Annotated in this window: 14 protein-coding genes and 1 pseudogene; 6 read left to right on the top strand and 9 right to left on the bottom strand. The window is 57.1% G+C overall.

All coding sequences use genetic code 11. The features are described 5' to 3' along the window. The 4 genes and pseudogenes from BN1241_RS01480 to BN1241_RS13545 all read right to left on the bottom strand — a co-directional run bounded on the left by BN1241_RS01480 (nt 1) and on the right by BN1241_RS13545 (nt 5,388). Nucleotides 1-1,227 (bottom strand): xanthine dehydrogenase family Fe-S subunit, encoded by a 1,227-nt coding sequence (locus BN1241_RS01480; protein WP_187117583.1) that lies wholly within the window; start codon nt 1,225-1,227, stop codon nt 1-3. 14 nt (nt 1,228-1,241) lie between these two features. Further along, nucleotides 1,242-2,141 (bottom strand): FAD binding domain-containing protein, encoded by a 900-nt coding sequence (locus BN1241_RS01475; protein ID WP_054951958.1) that lies wholly within the window; start codon nt 2,139-2,141, stop codon nt 1,242-1,244. Next, nucleotides 2,141-2,920: an enoyl-CoA hydratase/isomerase family protein gene (locus BN1241_RS01470; protein ID WP_054951957.1), complete on the bottom strand. Its 780-nt coding sequence runs from the start codon at nt 2,918-2,920 to the stop codon at nt 2,141-2,143. Before BN1241_RS01470 ends, BN1241_RS01475 begins: the two co-directional genes overlap by 1 nt. 14 nt (nt 2,921-2,934) lie before the next feature. Continuing rightward, nucleotides 2,935-5,388: pseudogene (locus BN1241_RS13545) on the bottom strand (xanthine dehydrogenase family protein molybdopterin-binding subunit). 60 nt (nt 5,389-5,448) lie between these two features. On the opposite strand from BN1241_RS13545, the gene BN1241_RS01460 reads away from it, so the two are divergent. Continuing rightward, entirely contained in the window at nt 5,449-5,994 is a 546-nt protein-coding gene (locus BN1241_RS01460) for a PadR family transcriptional regulator (protein WP_054951956.1), read from the top strand. A gap of 183 nt (nt 5,995-6,177) precedes the next feature. Here the strand turns inward: BN1241_RS01460 and BN1241_RS01455 are convergent, their stop codons facing one another. Beyond that, nucleotides 6,178-7,689, bottom strand: a complete 1,512-nt coding sequence (locus tag BN1241_RS01455) for an FGGY-family carbohydrate kinase (RefSeq protein WP_054951955.1) — start codon at nt 7,687-7,689, stop codon at nt 6,178-6,180. Next, nucleotides 7,686-9,329: a glycerol-3-phosphate dehydrogenase/oxidase gene (locus BN1241_RS01450; protein WP_082418151.1), complete on the bottom strand. Its 1,644-nt coding sequence runs from the start codon at nt 9,327-9,329 to the stop codon at nt 7,686-7,688. The genes BN1241_RS01455 and BN1241_RS01450 overlap by 4 nt, the downstream gene beginning before the upstream one ends. 132 nt (nt 9,330-9,461) lie before the next feature. Between BN1241_RS01450 and BN1241_RS01445 the strand changes: the two genes are divergently transcribed. Next, complete coding sequence (locus BN1241_RS01445) at nt 9,462-10,265, top strand: DeoR/GlpR family DNA-binding transcription regulator (protein WP_077138220.1); 804 nt, start codon at nt 9,462-9,464, stop codon at nt 10,263-10,265. An 839-nt stretch (nt 10,266-11,104) separates the two neighbouring features. On the opposite strand, the gene BN1241_RS01440 is transcribed toward BN1241_RS01445, so the two are convergent. Continuing rightward, nucleotides 11,105-12,160, bottom strand: coding sequence for a hypothetical protein (locus tag BN1241_RS01440; protein ID WP_054951953.1), 1,056 nt, complete (start codon nt 12,158-12,160; stop codon nt 11,105-11,107). Nucleotides 12,161-12,701: 541 nt separating this feature from the next. On the opposite strand from BN1241_RS01440, the gene BN1241_RS12920 reads away from it, so the two are divergent. Both BN1241_RS12920 and BN1241_RS12495 read left to right on the top strand, forming a co-directional pair. Next, nucleotides 12,702-13,001, top strand: a complete 300-nt coding sequence (locus tag BN1241_RS12920; RefSeq protein ID WP_187117582.1) for a hypothetical protein — start codon at nt 12,702-12,704, stop codon at nt 12,999-13,001. A 27-nt stretch (nt 13,002-13,028) separates the two neighbouring features. Then, entirely contained in the window at nt 13,029-13,232 is a 204-nt protein-coding gene (locus BN1241_RS12495; RefSeq protein ID WP_082418150.1) for a restriction endonuclease subunit S domain-containing protein, read from the top strand. Between the two features lie 309 nt (nt 13,233-13,541). Here BN1241_RS12495 and BN1241_RS01425 read toward each other — a convergent pair whose 3' ends face one another. Beyond that, complete coding sequence (locus tag BN1241_RS01425) at nt 13,542-14,075, bottom strand: ArdC family protein (RefSeq protein WP_054951952.1); 534 nt, start codon at nt 14,073-14,075, stop codon at nt 13,542-13,544. 263 nt (nt 14,076-14,338) lie between these two features. Continuing rightward, nucleotides 14,339-15,577, bottom strand: coding sequence for an IS256 family transposase (locus tag BN1241_RS01420; protein WP_054951813.1), 1,239 nt, complete (start codon nt 15,575-15,577; stop codon nt 14,339-14,341). A 245-nt stretch (nt 15,578-15,822) separates the two neighbouring features. On the opposite strand from BN1241_RS01420, the gene BN1241_RS01415 reads away from it, so the two are divergent. Together BN1241_RS01415 and BN1241_RS01410 are read left to right on the top strand one after the other, a co-directional pair. Then, the gene (locus tag BN1241_RS01415) at nt 15,823-16,167 is read left to right on the top strand and encodes a hypothetical protein (protein WP_054951951.1); all 345 of its coding nucleotides are present in this window, start codon (nt 15,823-15,825) and stop codon (nt 16,165-16,167) included. Then, the gene (locus BN1241_RS01410; RefSeq protein ID WP_082418149.1) at nt 16,164-16,742 is read left to right on the top strand and encodes a recombinase family protein; all 579 of its coding nucleotides are present in this window, start codon (nt 16,164-16,166) and stop codon (nt 16,740-16,742) included. The genes BN1241_RS01415 and BN1241_RS01410 overlap by 4 nt, the downstream gene beginning before the upstream one ends. Nucleotides 16,743-16,893: the final 151 nt, after the last annotated feature.

Here is a 16,893-nt window from a genome sequence, read left to right as displayed (position 1 = left end):
TCATTTCTTTCTTGTCATCTTGTTACTAAGGCCAGAGATTCTTCCCTTGATGATTTGCTTTGCCATTCCAAAAGCCGATGCGGAACCGACGTCAGCAATTTCTTCGCCTCGTGCCGTGGCATCGAGTGCGGAGGTGAACTGGAGGAACATGTCTCGCACGGCATCCTGTCCTAGCGATCTGCCGAACTGTGCGATCCTGCCAGTCATGTGGACATTCCCCAGGGCGCGGATCACGCTTCCCTGCGGATGTTCGTCGATAACAAGGTCGACCTCAGCCTGTACGCTGCCGCCGCCCTTGTCTGCTGCTTCAACAAGCGCAACGATGCGCTTGTTTTCTTGGTCTCGTACCACCACGTGCACGTCACCGAGGAAGGAAAGTTTGACGGGACCGAGGGCCACCTTGATTCGCCCAACGTATTTGTCATTGCCGAAGTCTTCGATGAGTTCAGCGCCCGGCAGGCAGCGAGCGAGCTGCTCAGTGTCCTGCATGATCGTCCAGATCTCGTCCGCGTCGGTCTCCACGACCGTCTCCACTTCGACCACCATCGTCGGTTCTGAGGTTGGGAGCGTGATGGTGTCGCGGGAGCGAATGAGCGAATCCTGGCTGATGCCCGGGTTTGCAACACCCGTGACACCGCAACCGTGGGACAGGTGCTGCCCGGAACCGCAGTTGCGCGGCGCCGGCCGCTCATCCGGGTACTCCTCGGCCACCTGGCTGACCGCTTCAACAATGTTTCGGTAACCCGTGCACCGGCACAGGACGCCGGACATCTGGTCGGCGATATCGTCACGGTCGAGGGTTTCTTCGTGCTCCAAGAGATCGTAGGCGCTCATGAGCATCCCCGGTGTGCAGAATCCGCACTGGAGTGCGTGGTTCGCCCCAAACGATTCCTGGAGGGGATGGAGATCATCCGGTGTTCCCAGGCCTTCGACTGTCATGATTTCCGATCCTTCGACCTGGCAGGCCAGGATCAGGCAGGACCGGGCTGCTTCCCCGTCGACAATGACCGTGCACATTCCGCACACACCGTGTTCGCAGCCAATGTGCGTACCCGTCAGTCCAAGGTGCTGACGAAGTGCATCACTTAAAAGTACGCGCGGTGCAACGTTGACGGTCGCTTCCTTGCCGTTGACCGTGAAGGAGATTTCTCGCGTCTCGTCCGCTTCAATCCGGTAGACCGGATTCTCTTCCGATCGTTTTGTGAATCGCTGTAGCGTCGATTTCATCGTGTCAATTGCACTCACGTCGTCTCACTCTTTCTTGCTTGGCGATAGGCCCTCACTAGTTCCCTCTTGGCCTGAACCGCGATAAGTCTCTGCCGATATTCGGTGGTTGCCTGCACGTCATCGGGCGCCGTCACAACATCACGGGCCATCTCCCATACCGGATCATCGAGGTTCCGTTCAATGTCCGGATCGGCCCCGTCACCGCGAACTGCTTCCCTCAGCGCCCCCGTCATATCCCGCACCTGCGGCCTGTCAGAGACACCAAAAGATACGACCGTGGCTTCGCGAACATCGGAGTTCTTCACAGCAACATGGATGGCGACACCGGCCAGGGCGAAGTCGCCGTGGCGCCTGGCAACCTCACCGAAACCAAACCCGTCACCGGGCCGAGCGGTCGGGAATCGCACCGAGGACAGAACATCGGTTGATGACAGCTGCGTCGTCATGGCACCAACAAAGAAGTCACGTGCCGAAACCGTGCGCACTCCCTCCCTGCCCATGACAACAATTTCCGCATCCAAGCAGGCGGCCACCGCCGGCAGTTCCGCCGAGGGATCAGCGTGCGCGATCGATCCACAGACGGTGCCGCGGCTACGGATTTCACGATGACCAATCCACGGGATCGCACGTCCCAGGAGTGGAACCGAGCCCGTGTGGTTTCGTTCCACAGCTCGCTGACGCACCCCGGCCCCAATCGACAGGTAGTCACCGGTGATGCCAACCCGCTTGAAATTTTCCACACCTGTGACGTCAACGAGAACTCCCGGCCGGCCCAGCCTCATGGCCAGGACCGGCACGAGTGACTGCCCGCCGGCAATCACCTTCCCGCCCTGGCCAGCATCTGCGGCAACGAGTTCTGCGACGACGTCACTCGGCTGAGCCGGACGCACGTAGGAAAACGGAGCAGGTTTCACTATCGTCCTTCAAACTTTGGTGCGCGCTTCTCCCCGAACGCAGCCACGCCTTCAGCAAAGTCGTGGGTCGCCCGCAGCATGGAGTAGGCCTTCCGCTCAAGCTCCACGCCGGTCGCGAGCGGCCCATCAACACCACGGTCGAGCACCTCTTTCGCGGTGCGCAGCGCGGAGGGAGAGTAGCCGAGCAGCATGGCGACAACTCTTTCGACTTCTGCCTCGAGCTCTTCACGGGTTTCGGTCATGGCAGACAGCAATCCCCAGGCCTCCGCCTTGTCAGCGGGGATCCGTTCAGCCGTGAGGATGTGGTACTTGGCGCGCGACAGGCCAATGAGGCGTGCAAGCCGCTGGGTTCCACCGCTTCCGGGCATCATGCCCAGCCGCATCTCGGGAAGCGCGAACTCGGATCGCCTGGTTGCGATGCGAATATCGGTCGCGAGCGCCATTTCAAGCCCGACTCCAAAACAGTATCCGTCGATTGCCGTGATCACGGGTTTGGGTGACCGGGCTGCTGCCGTCACGTCTTGGCCGAGATCTGTCAGGTCGAATGGTTCAACCTCCATGAATCCCGCGATGTCACCGCCCGAGGTGAAGTGTTCACCCTGGGCTCGAATCACAACGACGGCTACGTTCGGGTCGCGATCGATTTCGGCAAACCGTTCCTGCATGAGGGCACGCATGGACATGGTGATGATATTGAACCGCCCATGGTCCAGGGTCAGGTTGGCTACTCGACCATCGTGGCTTGTGGTGTAGTGGATCTCTCCGCCTTGCAGGGGCATACTTTCTCTTTTCCTTAGTTGGAGTTTGAATCTGTGAGCAGGCTATGGATTTTGCTTCCATGAACCGGTAAGAAATCAATGTCGATACTGTGTTCGAACAGTGCGTCTGTCACCGCATTGGCGATGGCAACAGGGAAGCTCATGCTGCTTCCCTCTCCGGAGCCCTTCGCTCCGAGCCTGGTCACGGGTGAGGGCGTGACGACACGGCTGGAGTGGAGTGGGAATGAGGTTTCCGCGGTCGTGGGAATCAGGTAATCCATGAACGTTGAGGTCGGCTGACCAGCATCCGTATAGGCCATCTCCTCGTACAGTGCGCCGCCAAGTCCGTGCACCATCGCACCATGGATCTGACCCTCGATAAGTTTCGGATTCAAAACCGTGCCAGCATCATGGACCGCGTACACGTTTTCGATCGAAACCTCATAGGTGTCCGGATCAAGGCGTACCTCCACGAGCTCAGCCGCAAAGCCGTAGCACAGCGATGAATTCACTCGGTCTTCCCGGCTGGGTGCTTTCGACTCGGGTGGAGTAAAGGCAGCATCAACATAGGTTTCCGCATCCACATCCGCTGGAAGCGCACCGGGATCCCAGTGCAGAAGCCCGGCGGCTGCCTTAAAGGGAACCGACTTGCCCGGGTCGCCTACAACCTGGATTGTTCCATCGACAAGCTCAACGTTATCCGCGTCCTGCCCCAGCAGAACCGCGCCCGCCCGCTTGATTGAGATGGCGATCTTGGCGCACGCCTCAACGAGGGCAGAGGACAGGAGGGGGCTGAATCGTGAGGAGTAGCTTCCTGTTGTTACGGTCCACGGCGTGCTGTTCGTGTCCATCTCTACCTTGGGAACGACCTTGTCGAGCGGTAGTCCGAGCTGGTCGGCAACGATTTGTCGAGCAACAGTTGCGTGCCCCTGACCCTGGGGAACGGTCCCAAGGAGAACCGTGACGGTCCCGAACGGATCAACCGTGATCCGAACATGCTCTGTCGATCCGGACTTGTCCCTGCCCTCGCGGCGATGCTCGGGTGGGGTTGCCAGTCCTACGTAACCAATGTTCGTTGCTGAGGGTTCAACGATGGCCGCAAGGCCAAGACCAACCAATTCCCCACGGGCTCGCGCTTCCCGGTGCCGTTCGCGAAGCGCCTGATAATCCGCCGATCCCTCGAGAATTTCGAGAGCCTTTTCGTAGGCCCCGGAATCGTATATGCCACCGGTGGGTGTTTCGTACGGGAAGGACTGATCTGAAATGAGGTTGCGCCTGCGAAGCTCCAGGGGGTCGACACCGAATTCGCGGGCAACCTTATCCATTGTCCGTTCCAGGCCGAAATAGAGCTGCTGACCACCGAAACCTCTGTTGAGGCCCGTTGGTAGTTTGTTCGTGACGACCGCCCGCGAGCGCAGGCGAACGGAATCAATGCGATATGCCCCGGTCAAGTTACCAAAGCAACGGTAAAGCGTGGCCGGCTCGGGAGGACGGAGATAGGCGCCAACATTTTCCATAAAGTCGATATCGAGCGCCGTCACCTTTCCGCCCTCATCAACCGCAGCCTTGAACTTCATGACGCGGTCAGAGCCCGCGGAGCTCGACAGCATGTGCTCGAGGCGATCTTCGGTCCAGCGGACGGGCCTGCCAGCATATTTGCTCGCCACCGCCATGAGTGCAATTTAGGGGTAAATGCCGGCCTTGATTCCGAAGCTCCCGCCGATGTCCTTCGGGACAACGAGACGCAGGCGGGACGGGCTGATCCCGAGCGCTCCCGTGAGAACGGGAACCATGGAGAAGGGGCCGTGAAAGTTCGAGTATGCGGTCACTTCCGGACCGCTACCCAAGTCTTCCCAGTGTGCAATGACCGAGAAGCACTCCATGGGCGTAGACGAGTAGCGGGGGAACGAGTATTCAGCCTCAATGACTCGCGAAGCTTCCGCGAAGGCGGTCTCCGGATCCCCGTAGGAGAAGGATCGATCGCTCACGACATTCGATCCCGCTGCTTCGTGCAGGACCGGAGCCGATTCCTCCATCGCCTTCTTCGTGTCCACAACGGTGGAGAGGAGCTCGTATTCAATATTGACGAGCTCGGCAGCATCTTCTGCCGCATACCTATCCCCCGCAACAACAACCGCAACGGGTTCGCCAACGTAGCGGACCTTGTCGGTTCCAACCGGGTAGTACGGGGTGGGAGCCTGCAGGGAGAGAGGGAATGGTCGAAGAGTTTCGAGTACTTCCTCTGGGCAGATTACGCAGGCAACGCCTAGGACGGCCCTTGCTGCCTCGAGGTCGACGGACACGATGCGAGCATGGGGATGGGGGCTACGGACAACGGTTGCTACGAGAGTTCCCGGAATTGGATCCAGGTCATCAAGAAACTCCCCCTTGCCGGTGAGGAGAGGCGGATCCTCCAGTCTTGCCAAAGGTTGGCCCACAAATGATGCACGTTCGATCGACAATGATCTTCCCACTTCCCATTGAGACATCATCCAGATGTTACGGTCCAAATTAGACCATGCCGAGGAGCTTAAGGTAGTCTATGTCACATGTCAACCAGTAGGCTCACAACGATTTCGTTTGTCATTTTGGGACTAATCGGGTTGCGCGGCCCATCCACTTCTTACGACCTGGAACGCGCCACCTCAAATTCAATCGGCTACTTTTGGCCGTTCCCACGCGCGCAACTGTATTCCGAGCCCAAGAAACTGGTAGACGCTGGCTTACTGGCAGTCTCTGTCGAAGAGGGTGGACGTCGTCGCCACACGTATTCACTGACCGATAATGGGAAACACCGGTTGTCCGAGTGGCTGGCAGACCCCCTCACTGAACCCATGCAGGTCCGAGACGTGGCAGAATTAAAACTCTTTTTCGCCGAGCTCACCACACCGGAGAACATCAAGGCTATGGCGCAGGAACAGGTAGAGCAACATAGTGAGAGGCTAAAAATTTACCGCGCCAAGGAAGAGCGCTATGCAAATATTCCGGCACTAGAACTGCGTATGGTCCCCCTCGAACTTGGCATCAGAATTGAGCAAACGGTCAAAGACTTTTGGGAAGAACTAGCGAAAGAGAACGAACCTCATACTCGCTAGGCACGCTGGTGCAGTGAGGGAAGCAAAAGCGCACCAACCCCGCTTGCCGAATCCCCATATCAACAGTATTGAACAGGATCACGCATCAGCCGGTGCGGGGCTCACCCTACGCGCACTGCAATGCATAAGAACCGCGTCCCTCTCGATACCGTGAAGCATCGAGAGGGACGCGAGAGTGTTTGGCTAGGACTGCTTTGCCCACCAGGGTTTGTGCACCTCGATGAGCTCAAGGAACTTGTTGTAGCGTTCCTGCTGGACCTGCACCCCGGGCCCGGGTGTAACCGTGACGGTTTCGGATGCCATGGCAGATGCTTCCTCGAGGTCGGAGAACCAGCCAGCACCCACGGCGGCGAGCATGGCCGTGCCCAGCGCTCCACCTTCCGCCGCTGTGGGGATAATGATGGGGCGGTTGAGGGTATCAGCAAACAGCTGGGGCCAGATGCTTGATCTCGTCACACCCCCCACGACTCGAATCTCATTCACATCGAATGCCCCTAGGAGGCCGTCAACATGGTAGCGGTGATTGAAGGCAATGCCTTCGTACAGCCCGCGCAGGATGTGACCGCGCGTATGCCAGGCGCGCAGTCCGGCGATGGCGGCGGAGGCATCGTGCGGTAGCGGGCTGCCGTAGAGGAAGGGCAGGAAGGTCACGGGATCGTCCGTGTCTTCAACACGGGAGATCTCGCGGTCAACGAATGCGAAGGGAGATTCCCCGGCACGCCGTGCCGCATCAACATCGGCCGAACACAGGGTATTGACGAACCATTCGAGGTTGGCAGATGATGCTGGTGAGATCGACATATTCATCCATCGGCCACGTTCAACGAAGGCGCGTCCCAGCCATCCTTCACCGATCTTGGGATGATCCGAGATCACTTCGTTGATGGACCACGTCCCCGCCATGACAGCCAACTGCCCGGGACGTACCGCTCCAGCACCGATCGCTCCAGCATCAACATCGTGAACGCCTGCGATCACGGGTAGCCCTGCGGGGAGGCCCGTGTGTAGGTGGGCGAGGTAGCTGACTTCCCCAATAACATCGGAGGACAAGTCGATCTTCGGTGCCTTATCCTTGAGGGATTCGAGGCCGTATGCAGCGAATGCCGCATCGTCATAGTCCTGGGTCTCGACATTGGTGAAGGCGGTCGACGCCTCGGTCAGATCCGTTCCAACCGTGTCGGTGAGCCTCATGCGCAGAAAGTCTTTTGCGGACATGAACCAGGTGGCGGACTCCACCGCTTCGGGTTCGTTGTCGTAGAGCCACCGCAGAACAGCTCCCGTAGAGGCCGGCACCACTCCCTGCCCAGTGATGCTCATGAGCTTTTCACCGCTCACTTCCATGAGCTTCGCGGCAGTGTCCTGTGCGCGGGAGTCGAGCGAGAGAATGCCCGGGCGGACCGGAGTGAGCTCCTCATTAACCAGCCACACACCGTCACCGTGAGCGCTGATGCCAATTGAAGCGATTTCTCGCTTCTGCGCTTCGAGCTCGGTTGTGAGCGTCCTGAGCATCCGACCAAAGAGAGCCCAGAATTCCCTTTCGTCACGCTCCACCCAGTGTGGGCGCGGCATGGTTTGCGGAGAGGCTTCTGTCGCGATCGCAACGGCCTCGCCCGCAGCCGTGAAGGCAACCGCCTTCATTCCAGTCAGGCCAATATCGACCCCAATAACTACTGCTGAATTCTCGGTGCTCGTCATCGTGCATCCTCTGTTTTTGGTATGAATCGAGTGAGGTAGTGTTCATATCGCGCGATCTCGTCCGCGAGGCGCGCATCATCCCAGCCAAGCAGTTCCGCGGCAATGTCCGCGACCGGCTCGATGACTGCCCTACCCAGGTCGTTTTCCAGGCCCACAACTGTTCTACGGGCAAGAATGTCAGCGAGGCGGACGGCATCCTCGTAGCGGATCGCCCACTCCACCTCACCAACCGTGAGATTAAAAGACTCGTCAAGCACCCTGGTCAGGGCCTCGCCCGAGACAATGAACGTGGCGACATCGATGGCTCTGCTACCGTACTGGTCGACGAGCCGGTTGACGAGATCGTCGGCGAGACCGAAGCGCGCCACTCGGCCACGCAGCCGATTGAGATCGCGATCCCCACCTCCCGGGAGGGCGAGTTTGCGCGTCACGGACTTGCGCTTGGAGCCAAAGCGCCTGGCCAGAATATCACCAAAGTCCTGACCGACCTGGCGGAACGTGGTGAGTTTGCCTCCCACGAGCGTGTAGAGCCCGTCGGCCACATCCTTGTGGTGGCGGATGTCGTGGCGGCGCGTAATATCCGAGACATCAGAACTTTCATCCGCGTACGGCAGGGGCCTCACTCCCGTGTAGGAGTAGCGCACATCCGCCATGGTCAGGTTGGCACCCGGGATGATCTTGTTCGTTTCCCGCAGGATGTAGTCGTACTCATCCTGGGTTGCACTCGCCATATCCAAATCCCCGGTGAAGCGCAGATCCGTGGAACCAATGAGATAGCGCCCAGTCCAGGGAATCACCATCATGGGGCGACCATCGGTCACCGCTTCGTAGTAGAACGCATCCTTGGGGGCTCCCGGGAAGGAATCGACAACGAGATGGGTTCCCTTCGTGCCGCCGTTCATGCGGGGCAGCCCGAGGTTATCCTCGGCCCAGACTTCATCAATCCACGGTCCTGCCGCATTGACGATTGCTCGCGTAGGAATCGTATATTCCTTGCCATCGATCTCATCGCGGACCGTCAGGGAAGCCACCCGCCCATCGATACGACCAACCTTGGTGGCACGAGTGTAGGTAAGGAGGGTGGCGCCGGCCCGCTGGGCCGCGAGCGCAATCTCGAAGGAGAGTCGCTCGGCGTAGTTCACCTGACCATCGGAGTAGACGGCTCCACCAGTCAGCCCCTCGGGATCCAGTCCGGGCTCGCGAGCTAGCATCTTATCCCGGGAGAGTAGCTCGAATCGCCTAACCGACTTGTCAAACGACAGGACATCATAGGCAACCATTCCGAGAGACAGGATTGCCTTCGAGTGCACGTTACGGTCGTAGAACGGCAGGATGAATCGCAGTTCCCGAACTAGGTGCGGAGCCGCTTGCAATAGCCATTCCCGCTCCCGCAAGGACTCCCGGACGAGTGAAACATCGTACTTTTCGAGATACTTGAGCCCTCCGTGGATCATTTTCGATGACCACGAGGATGTTCCCGATCCCACATCACCCTTATCGATGAGCAGGACCCGAAGCCCTCGTAGCGAAGCATCCCATGCGATCCCCGCACCGTTGACTCCCGCACCTACCACGACAACGTCGTATCCCGCGCTTGTTGCAGCGAACTTGGCAGCTCGTTTATCTGCAATCTTCATCATTCACACTCCTTCGTGCTAGCAACATTTGCCCGATATGCCCACGAGAATAACACATACTAATGTTGTTTTCACACTATGAAACTAAAAAACTGGTCTCATTTTCACTTCGCAAGATCGTGAGATGATGGCGCAATGGACTCTTCAACACCCTCGAACCGAAGTAATGAGCGGCAGGACCGCCTCACTTCCATGGCAGAGCTCGTTCTCAAGAACGGTTCCATGTCGGTGGATGAGCTCACCGTCCGCTACCCCGTTTCTGCCATGACGATCTACCGTGATCTTGCCGAGCTGGAGAGGCTCGGTATCATCACGCGAACTCACGGATTCGTGTCGGCACGCGCAACCTCCTTCACGGAGGCCTCGGCATCATTCCGGAAGGGCCTCAACTCCACCATTAAGTCAGCCCTCGCGGAGCGTGCGGCAGAGGAGATTGAGGCGGGCGCGACGATTATGATTGACGATTCGACGACGACTCTCGCCATGGTCCCGTTCCTTCCCTCCCGCGGCCCCCTCACCCTCATTACCCACTCCCAGGCCGTAGCCCAGGAGGCTACGGGACTCTCGTCGCTGAATCTGTTCGTCACCGGCGGCATGTACCGTCCGGAATCCGAATCCATGTACGGGTCCACAACGGTCAGTAACCTTCGCACGCTACGCGCCGATATCTGCTTCATGTCAACCACGGCCATCGTGGGCGGCGAGCTCTTTCATCCGCTCCAGGCTAATGCCGACGTGAAGCAGGCGATGCTCGCATCATCTGCCGTTTCCGTTCTGCTGGCAGACCATTCGAAGTTCGGACACACCGCCACCTATCGCGTTGCCTCCGTTGCCGAATTCGACATTGTGATTGTTGATGAGGGGGCACCGGCCGAAGAGATTGGAATCATGAAAGAAGCGGGCACCACAGTCATTTCTGTCGCTACGGGCTCTCTGTAGGCCTCAGCCGGGAGCTTTGCACGCAGCAACCTCACCATGCGGCCCACGGATGTGCAGACACATATCGAGCCGAGAAGTAGCTGACACATTACCGCGATCCACGAGCAGGCACACCGGTTCCCCGCACAAAACTAACTACACTTCCATGCTTGCAGGAGGGTACCCGTTTGGGGGCCGGGAGGTAGGGAAATGCCGCGACAGCGGAGAAAGTGCAACGAGGGTCCCAACTCATCTTCTACAGCACGGCGGGACGTGGGTGGGATCTTGCTGGGTGATGACACCTTTCGACGGATTGCCACGACCGTTGCATCCGTGCCGATTAGTGCCAGAACGGTCCAATAGAATCCGTTGCCGCTCGAGCGGTCCAGGCCGGCCGGGGGCCACGGTTGCCGTCACGAATAAGAGGTCCCGAGCGCGGCGAATCCTTGTCCGTATTGAACTGCCGTCTTATTTTCGCTCAACCGGTTCCCCACCCAACGTGAGGCACATGTGTTGCGATGGTGCGGGTGAGCGACTTTCTGAATTGCGTCTATAAGGTAAATCAGTGGAAATCATTCAGTAAAAATCGTTCGACGGCAAACGATCGTCACTGCCTAGGTGAATACTGCAACCCGGTAACTGAGTCCTACATCCCTAAAGATCATGCCACTACGGGAATCTCAAACCCTTCCCGATAGGCAAACGCATCAGGCAGGCCCGCGTGCACAGGGAGTGGGCAACCGGGGCTTTGACACCTGGCACCGATCATTTTGGGCCCCGACTGCTGCCTGGACTGCCCCTGGGTCGGTTACGGAAATGAGGCAGTCACTCCGCACAAAGCACTTGGGCAGTTTCCCTGCCTAGTAGTCTTCGGGTTGGTTTTCGATCTCGAGTCTCATCATCTCACCAATGGCCTGGTGCCGCCCCAGTTCTCGTTGCATATCTGAATAGCGCTGGGAAGTACCGAACTCGTCATCGAATATTTCATCATTGCTTGCCCAACTGGTCAGACCAGGATCCAGCACCTTGAACGTGTCATTGCCCGTGTACCGGAAGTCCTCAATATACGTCGTGTCATCACCAAGGATGCTTGCTAGGTCAACGTCAACCGTTGTCCCATCCTCCATCACAAGCCGGAACGACAGAGGCTTAGCCGCCGCAACATCCGCTTGCTCTTGGCTGATCAAGAATGACGTTGCCAGATGGTATTCATCCAAGTCAGCCAGGTTCCCATGCCCAACATCCGAACGGTCGTATGTGAAGGGTTCATGATCCCCCAACGGCAGGTCGGGGTCATATTCGAAAGTTTTCTCGTCCTTCCCGCCACGAGGAACGGTGGAGAAGTAGTAGTCACTGTTCACCACATCAAGAATCACCTGCGGTTCTGCCACCGGATCAATGTAGTCATCGCCCGCCTTCAACTGGATCTTGGCGATTGGCGAGAAGTCACCGGAGTCGCTAATCAAATTCCCGCGTTCATCGACGAACCAGAAGAAGTTTGAGAATGCTAGAACCTCGTCACTGGCGTGCGCCAGGACGATTGCGTCCTCGAGCTGATCGGTCACCCCATCAGCAAAGCCCTCACCTTCGAGTACAAGCGGGGTTTTCAGCACCCCGTCCTCGACCAGCTCAAGTTGGGAATTCAAATCATCATGCGCTACATAGAGGGTTCGAAGGTCCGGAGTATCATCGTATCCATCGCCGTAAACAAAGTATCCGTTCCCCAGGTCCTGGTAAAAGTCGGACTCCGCCGGACGGCCCTCCGGAACCTCCCGCGAAACATTGGAGTCTTCTTCCATCGAATCAACATCTTCGCTATTTGAGGAGTCCTCGCTACACCCGCTCAGAGCAAGCCCGGCTCCTACGCAAGTAGCGACGATAGCGGTAAGATTCTTCCGGTCCTTGGAAATAAACATGAGACCTATTCTCCATGTTTGCCCGAGTTTGTCACGGTCACACTCTGACACCGGAATAGGGCAACGGTTCGCAGCAACCACTCCAGTCTTAAGTGGACAAAGGTTTCGCCCCACCAGCCCTCAAATCGTAGACATCCTACTGTGTACGCGATGTCGAACAAGCGCAGGAATGCTGGCTCCCACAGGCAAATCCTAGTGAAGGGGAATGACAACCTCGACCTAATCGCATCGACGCGAATAGCCTGGTTGAGATGGTGCCCCATAGAAGTTGGGACCACAATATACTTGCGACCCCATCTCATGAGGTTATCCTCGTTTGGTGGACACCCTACTTGTACAGATGTCGTGTCTGTAGGAAAGGATGTTCATTGTGAGTCAGCAACGCAAGAAGTTCACACCGGAGTATCGGAGTGAAGCCGTGAATCTAGTTTATTGACTCCGAGCGTCCGATTGCTCATGTGGCAAGGGGAATTGGTGTCGTTCCTGGACTTTTGGGCAAGTGGGCCAAAATGAGAGGTAGCGTCGAGGTGCCTGTGGCGGGATGAGCGCGGCTGATCTTCGTGCTGAGAATGCTCGTTTGCGCCGCGAGTTGGCACAGGCCAGATTGGACAACGAGTTTTTTGTCAAAGCGACACCCTTCTGCGAAGCAACGCGAACAGAAAAGTTCGAACTAATACAGCAGGAGAAGGCGAACTACAGCATCAAACGTATGGCACATCTGTTGAAGCTGTCTCGGCCCAGATGCTACACGCGGGCCCGTAAGCAGCAGCACCGACTATCAGGCAAAGATGACCGGGAAGCATGCTACGACGACGGTGATCGCAAGATCCACAAGATCTGATCGAATGCCGGTGAGACTTATGGGTCCATGCGGATCGCCGCAGAACCAGCCGGACGCTACGGCATTGGTCTTAACCGGAAGGCCGTGGCCAAACGGATGGGTCTGATGGGGTTTGAAGGGATCTCGCCACGCGCCTTTGTCCCGGTGACAACGATTCCATCCGAGCGTAAATCCACGCTCCCTGACCTGGTCGAGCACATGTTTGATGCCGGTGAGCTTGACAAGGTTTGACTGTCGGATATTACCTACCTGCTCAACGGCGAGGACCGAGTGTGCTTGAGTGTCATCCGAGATGGGTATTCCCGCCGCATGTTGGGATGGGCTTTCGATAGCGTTCAAGATGCTTCCCCGGCCGAAGGGCCCTGCGGATAGCGCACACGCTCCGCGGTGACGTTGCTGATGGCCTTGTGTTCCACGCCAATCATGGAACACAAGGCCATTAGTGAGCAACTCGGGGATGTCTGCTGGGACTTGGGCATTGCCCAGTCCGTTGGCCGTTACACCGTGTGCTTCGTAAATGCGATGACTAAGTCATTCTGGTCAACACTCAAGACTAAGTAATACGATCGACGGGAGTTTGTCCTGGAGCCCGTCAGGGACTCCGCCCTCCAGGAACACCGGCTCTGGAGGTTGCGGTAACGGCTTTCCTTCTGTTTGGGAGACATCAAACACCGAAACAGGTTTCACGCTCACCACATCAGATCGCCAGATCACAGATCCCGGCGGCCGTTTTTTCGCTTCATCCTTCGTCAATCGTTGTTGTGTTTCCCGATCAAAAGGGCTTCGTCGAATAACTGGGGCGAGAATCCGCAGTCCCTTCTCACCCTTACGCACATATCGATTGAGCTTCTTCCACGTTGTATAGGATGCCGGCAACGTTGCCTTCCCATGACTTTGCACCAAGATCAGAAGCGCATTGCGGAAACTATACTGATGGAATTTCGCGGCCGTCCGGACCATGTCCTGCCATTCAGCCCCGGTTGATACTCGGTTGATCTCATCAGCGATTATCGAATGGAGATCTTCTAACTGTTGACGTTGCCGGGCAAGATATTCATCGCGCGAGGCACCCATCAGTTTTCACGCCGTTCCTGTTCTAGGTCGGCCACACGCCGCTCAAGCACCTCGATCCGTTCCAGGAGTGTCTCGACTATGTCTTGGTGGGCTGCCAGGATCGCTTCGGCATCAGTCATCTTCTTGTCCTTTCTCAAAATATTGGCGGATGCCTGCTATGTGCATGCCATTGCGCACCGTGCACACGGCCCACGCACGGTCAAGTCCCGTGTAGTGGTGTAGCGGTCTAGCTTTCGGCTCGGTATGAAGTTCGGGGTTTTGGGTTAGGCGGTTAGCTGGTGTTGGTCGCCATGATCACCTCCTGGGTGGTGCATGAGGTGTTTGGTGTGTTCGAGTGCGGACAGTGACATGTAGCGCTTTTGTTGGATCCAATCGTCGTGTTGCTCGGCAAGAACCGCACCGACAAGCCGGATGATGGATTCGCGGTTCGGGAAGATGCCCACGACATCGGTGCGCCGGCGGATCTCCCTGTTTAACCGCTCGGTGGGGTTGTTCGACCACACCTTCGTCCAGACTGGTTTCGGCGCTGCGGTAAACGCCAACACCTCATCAAGCGACTCCTCCAGATAGGCCGCAACCTGCGGGAATTTCGGCTCCAACAAGTCGACGACCTCCCGGGCTTGTCCCCAAGTAGATGAGGCATCGGGTTGCTGGAAGATGGTCTGGAACATCGCAGAGACCATCGGCCACTGTGTCTTCGGGACCTTTTCGTAGAGGTTTTTCGCGAAGTGGGTGCGGCACCGCTGCCACGACGCATCAGGCAGCACTTCAGAAATGGCGTGCTGGATGCCTTCGTGGGCGTCACTGGTTATAAGGAAGACACCACAAAGCCCGCGGGCTTTTAAGTCCTGGAAGAAGCCTTTCCACGATGCGTTGGATTCCGCAGTGGCGACATGTATGCCGAGCATTTCGCGGTACCCGTCAGCGTTAACACCGGTGGCCAAAAGTACGGAGCATTTGACCACCCGGCCGCCTTCGCGCACTTTGATCGTCAATGCGTCGCAGGACAGGTAGGCGTACCCGCCGGGATCGAGTGGGCGGTTTTTGAAGTCTGCGACCATCTCGTCGAGTTCTTCCGACATGCGCGATACTTGGGATTTCGACATGTTGGAAATCCCAAGTGTTGCCACCAGGTCATTCATCCTACGGGTGGAAACCCCTTTGAGGTAGCAGGTCGCGATCACAGTCGATAAGGCTCGTTCGGCCCGTGAACGTCGCTCTAACAGCCAGTCCGGGAAGAACGCGCCGTGGCGCAGCTTCGGTACCGCCACATCGATCGTGCCGACCCGGGTGTCGAGGTCTCGGTGACGGTACCCGTTACGGTGGTTGACCCGCTCAGCAGAAGCGACGCCGTATTCAGCCCCGCAGACGGTATCAGCCTGGGCGGAGAGGATCTGGTTGATAAACCCTTGCAGCATCTGACGCATCAGATCCGGGGAAGCCTGTGCCAGCAGATCGTCCAGATAGGTTGCAGGGTCGATAGAATGCGGAGCAGCGGTCATCGTTACGTGCCTTTCGGTGAGATGTGGTAGTTGAGTCGAAAGGTTACTGACGGTGGCCGCCCCAATATTTCCCAAGGCCCACCATCAGAAAGCGTTACACCACACTAAGGGACGCAACCCCACGCACTCGTTCCACAAACGACCCTTTACGAAACGTCCCACCAATATTCAGAAAATCAAGAGAATCTGTCACCCATACACCTGTACTGAGTTCCATAAACCCGTTCCATAAAGGAGGTACAGCAATGGATGAGCGTTACCAGGTCGGACCCGTTTATGAACCACCACCACGCCTTGAATGGCATGAACTCTCCCCTGATCAGCAACGAGTCCTCAACCTCAAGGGCTTTATCATCGCGGGAAGCATTCTCTGTCTACTTCCCTCTGTTGTTCTCGCCCTGGCAGTCGTCAATACAAAACTCGCCAACATCCTTCTCGTCTTATGGCTTCGTACAACGTGGGTGGCTTGGAAGTATCGCGGGAACTACGGACAGGCCCCTCTCGGACTCGTGAAAGCGCTTGCTAAGCTTTTTCTCTTCACAGGTGCTTTTATGCTTTTCTTTCTCTTCCTAGGACTGCGCAGATTTTGAGTTCATACATTGGATATGCTCGCGTTTCGACAGCCTCACAGTCTCTCGATTTGCAAATTGATGCACTCGAACAGGATGGATGCGACAAGATTTTCACCGACACCGTGTCAGGCGGTAAGGCGTCCCGGCCCGGGCTTGATAAATGCTTAGAATACCTCCGCCCTGGAGACACTCTCGTCGCGTGGAAGATCGATCGCGTTGGCCGATCACTCTCCCACCTGGCGACAATTATGGCGGGGCTCGGAGATCGCAGAATCTCCTTCAGGTCTCTCACCGAGCCGCTCGATACAACGACTCCCGGTGGGGAGTTTATCTTTCATGTCTTCGCAGCCATGGCTCAAATGGAACGGTCACTCAACCGAGAACGAACCATGGCAGGGCTTGAAGCAGCAAAACAGAGAGGCAAGAAGCTCGGCCGACCAGAAGTCATGAGCCTCATTGAGATTGATTTAGCCCGCAGACTCCAAGAAGAAGGAGCATCATTATTAATGCTCGCCAAAAAATTCGGTGTCTCCAAAACAACAATACATCGACGTTTATCCGCTTTAGAACAGCCAGATACAAACGGTAGCTAGCATGAGCCCATGGAGGGTCAAGTCAACTACAAATTCAGCAAGACACCAATTTTGACCTATAGCCTTTATATGCGGCGCAGACCACGAGCACATTCTTCCTTGGTGACCAGAGTCATCTTGAGTTGGAAATGTGGGCCTCCAGCAAGATATA

It is taken from the genome of Flaviflexus massiliensis (assembly GCF_001375495.1).
Classification (GTDB): Bacteria; Actinomycetota; Actinomycetes; order Actinomycetales; family Actinomycetaceae; genus Flaviflexus; species Flaviflexus massiliensis.
Note: the sequence above shows the minus strand (reverse complement) of the source record. Positions and strands in the feature narration are given on the sequence as shown.